Origin of the sequence: Pseudonocardia yuanmonensis (assembly GCF_039542425.1) — a bacterium.
Lineage (GTDB): Bacteria > Actinomycetota > Actinomycetes > Mycobacteriales > Pseudonocardiaceae > Pseudonocardia > Pseudonocardia yuanmonensis.
The window spans coordinates 1-3,860 of record NZ_BAABIC010000051.1 but is presented as its reverse complement, the minus strand read 5'-3'; the positions used below and the strand labels follow the sequence as shown (position 1 = coordinate 3,860).

Annotated in this window: 4 protein-coding genes; 3 read left to right on the top strand and 1 reads right to left on the bottom strand. The window is 68.5% G+C overall.

The features are described from left to right. Positions 1–1,402 (bottom strand): MFS transporter (locus tag ABD990_RS34000; protein ID WP_345384922.1); only part of this gene is annotated, 1,402 nt, incomplete at its 3' end. Positions 1,403–2,200: 798 nt separating this feature from the next. Between ABD990_RS34000 and ABD990_RS33995 the strand changes: the two genes are divergently transcribed. The 3 genes from ABD990_RS33995 to ABD990_RS33985 all read left to right on the top strand — a co-directional run. After that, positions 2,201–2,533 carry a hypothetical protein gene (locus tag ABD990_RS33995; protein ID WP_345384921.1) on the top strand — a complete coding sequence of 111 codons (333 nt, stop codon included), beginning with the start codon at positions 2,201–2,203 and terminating at the stop codon, positions 2,531–2,533. Between the two features lie 50 nt (positions 2,534–2,583). Then, positions 2,584–3,336: a hypothetical protein gene (locus ABD990_RS33990; RefSeq protein WP_345384920.1), complete on the top strand. Its 753-nt coding sequence runs from the start codon at positions 2,584–2,586 to the stop codon at positions 3,334–3,336. A 154-nt stretch (positions 3,337–3,490) separates the two neighbouring features. Next, on the top strand, positions 3,491–3,860 hold a 370-nt coding region (locus ABD990_RS33985), incomplete at its 3' end, for a PH domain-containing protein (RefSeq protein ID WP_345384919.1).

The following is a 3,860-nucleotide window of genomic DNA, read 5'->3' as shown; positions in this document are numbered from 1 at the left end:
TCGCCGGAATCGGCGGGCCCGGCAGGACCGTCCGCGCGGGGACGGGTTCTGCACCGTGGAGGTTCTCCAGGTGCTGCATCCCGGTCCGCGGACCGAACAGGGCGACGGTGAGGGCGACGACGCCCCAGCAGCCGGCGATGTAGACGAAGACCGGGCTGTAGCCGACCGTGCCGAAGACGGTGGCGACGATCATCGGGCCGAGGATGTTGGCCAGCCGGCCGACACCGTAGACCAGGCCGTTGCCGGAGCTGCGCAGCTCGGTGGGGAACAGCTCCGGGGTGTAGGCGTACAGCAGTGCCGCGAACGTCTGGGTGAGCGCGTTGACCAGGAAGCCGAAGACGACGATCGCCACCGGGTCGAAGGTCAGGCCGTAGGCCAGGCCGCAGGCGGCGATGCCGGTGGCGATCAGCGCGATGGGCGTCCTGCGGCCGAAGCGGTCCGACAGCGGCCAGGCCAGCAGCGCCCCGGGCACGGCGCCGAGGGTCGTCAGCGCCGAGAAGGTGAGGCTGTGCACCAGGTCGAAGCCGTGCGCGGCGAGCAGGGTGGGCACCCAGGCGACGAAGCCGTAGAACCCGAGGGTCTGGAAGATCCAGACGACGGCGAGCAGCAGCGTGCGGCGGCCGAGGGGCCCGCGGAACAGGGCCCGGTAGCCGGCGCGCGACGCGCTCGGGGCCACATCCGGGAGGGGGGCCAGCAGGGGTGGTGAGCCGGGATCGACACCGGTGGCCTTCTCGATCCGCTCGACCGCGGCGGCGGCCCGCTCGTCCCTGCCGTGCCGGTGCAGCCAGCGGGGGCTCTCAGGCAGGCGGGCGATGAGGGGTAGGGCGAGCAGCCCCAGGGCGCCGAAGACGAAGACCCAGCGCCAGGTCTGGGCGCCGAGCGGGACGATCGCGCGCGCGGCGAAGGACATGACCGGGATGCCGACCAGCCCGATGGCCATCACGGCCGACTGCATCCGGCCGCGCAGCCGCGCCGGCATGACCTCGCAGAGGTACGCGGTCGCGGCGATCGTCATCGCCGACAGCCCGATGCCGGTGAGGAGCCGCGCCACGGCCAGGGTCGGCACGGTCGACACCAGCGCGTTGAGCAGCGAGCTGACCGAGAAGAAGGCCACCGACAGGAGCAGGGCGCGCCGGCGGCCGACGGCGTCGGCGAAGCGGCCTCCGCCGACCGCGCCGAGGAACATGCCGAGGAAGGCGGCGGAGGTGACGAAGGCGATGTCGGCCACCGTCAGGTGCAGGTGCTGCTGCAGCGCCGGCGCGGCGTAGGCGAAGGTGTTGAGATCGCCGAACTCGAAGACGAAGGCGACGGCGAGAGCGAGCAGCACCCGGCGGTGGAACCGGCCTATCGGCAGGCGGTCCAGGCGGGCGGACAGTTGGAGCGGGCTGATCGCGGAGCTCATCGGTCGGCGTCCGTGGAGCGGGCGGGTACCGTCGGTGTCGGCGATGGTCACGTGGTTCCCCTTCACAAGGTGACCTGGCGTGGTCTCTGATGGGAGAACCCTGCCGCCGATCCCGGCCTCCCACCGTCGCCCCGGGGCCCGATGGGCGAGGGGAACCGGCTGTCGGGCGATCGGAGGACGGGGAGCGTCGACACACTCGGGGCCGCGCCCGCTGCGCACGTCCGTCCGTCGGTGATCCGCAGGTCAGAGGCTCGCTCCGGTGGGGCAGGTCGGGCTCGAACCGACGACCTGACGGATTATGAGGCCAGGAAAGATCGCGTTCTGGGTCTTCTAGCAGCGAAAACGTTCTCACTACCGTGACACGGACGTCCCTGATGCACCCTGTTCTGCAGGGTTTCGTGTCACGTTTGGTGTCACGGCGACCAGCGCACGAGACGTCGGCGCCTCCGCCGAGGTGGGAGGAGTACGCACCGTCCGTCGTCGCCAGATCGCCAGCGGCCAGCGGCCAGCGGCCAGCGCCAACGAGCCGGTGCCAGCTGCTTCAACCGGCGCGGACCCCGACTCGCTGGTCCCCGAGAGCGGCCCGCGTGTCGTTGCATGACATGGACGCTCTCGCGCGCACCATCGCCGAGCTGCGACCCTTGAGAACATGGCGGCGTTTGCCACCGAGCCGACCTGTGCTCTACCCAATGTTGATGATCCACACGAAGCCATCGTAACGAGCACGATCTTGCGCCGATGCGGTGCGTGACGAGGTCCTCACCTTCGGGGGCCAGGCACGACAGCGGAGGCACGCCCGTGAGCATCAACGACCGCGTCTACGAGTTGGCGACCAAGGTGCGCCAGCAGAAGGCCGCCATCGAGACCGAAGAGGCGACCAAGAACGCGTTCGTGATGCCCTTCATCGGCACCGTGCTCGGCTACGACGTCTTCAACCCCTCCGAGGTCATCCCCGAATTCACCGCCGACGTCGGCGTGAAGAAGGGCGAGAAGATCGACTACGCCCTCGTGCACGGCGGCCAGGTCCAGATCCTCGTCGAGGCCAAGAAGGTCACCGAGCCCCTCCGGATCGAGCACTCGTCCCAGCTCTTCCGCTACTTCTCGGTCACCAACGCCCGCGTTGCGTACTGACCAACGGGGAGACCTACGAGTTCTACACAGACCTCGACGCCCCCAACAAGATGGACGACAAGCCCTTCCTCGTCCTCGACCTGGCCGCCATCGACCCCACCCTGCTCCCCGAGCTGGCCAAGCTCACCAAGGAGTCCTTCGACCTGGACTCGGTCATCAACGCCGCCGGGGAGCTCAAGTACATCGGCCAGATCAAGCGCGCCCTCGCCGCCGAGTTCCGCAACCCCAGCAACGAGTGGGTCCGATTCTTCGCCTCCCGCGTCTATGAGAAGAACGTCACCTCGAAGGTCCGCGAGCAATCCGAAGTCCTCGTCCCCAAGGCCGCCACCCAGTTCCTCAACGAACAGGTCAACGAACGGCTCAAGGTCGCCCTCGGCGACGACGCCGCAGCGAGCGTTGTCCCCAGCACGCCCGCCCCGACGCGCACCACCACCGTCACCGCCGTCGAGACCACCACCGAGCCGGACGCCGACGAGTCCAAGTCGACCAAGCTCGTCGTCACCACCGACGACGAGATCGAAGGCTTCCAGATCGTGCGCGCCATCGTCTGCAGCGAGGTCGCCGTCGACCGCGTCGCCGCCCGCGACACCCAGACCTACTTCGGCATCCTCCTCGACGACAACAACCGCAAGCCCATCGCACGTCTCTGGTTCAACCGCACCCAGAAGTACCTCGGCGTCTTCGACGAGAACAAGACCGAGACCCGCCTGCCCATCAGCACGCCGCAGGACATCTACAACCACGCCGACGCACTGCGGAAGACAGGCGCGAACCACCTCAGCCGCGAGGCTTCGGCGCAGTAGAAGGTTCGGCCTGCTGACCAGCAGTCGCGCACGGGCTCGAGGGCTCGACCCGCTCCCCGTGATGGTCGTGGCGTCACCTTCTCGCTCAGCTCCCACAGCTCGGGGGTGCTTGGCACAGCTGAGCGCTCGGTAGACCTTGGAAAGGACAACACGAATGGGCCTTCTCGACGGGATGCTCGGCAACGCCTCCCGGATCGACCCCCGAGCCGCGGCACAGGAGTTCGGCCGCCTGCTCGCCCACGGCGAGCAGGTCCACGCCGCCTACCAACTCATCCGCGACTCGTTCCTCTTCACCGACCGCCGCCTCATCCTCATCGACAAGCAGGGCATGACCGGCCGCAAGGTCGAATACCACTCCATCCCCTACCGCAGCATCACCCACTTCTCCGTCGAGACCGCCGGCACCTTCGACCTCGACGCCGAACTCAAGATCTGGCTGTCCGGCACGGCCACGCCCATACAGAAACAGTTCGGCAAGGGCGTCGATGTCTACGAGGTCCAGGCGCTACTCAGCGCCCACGTCG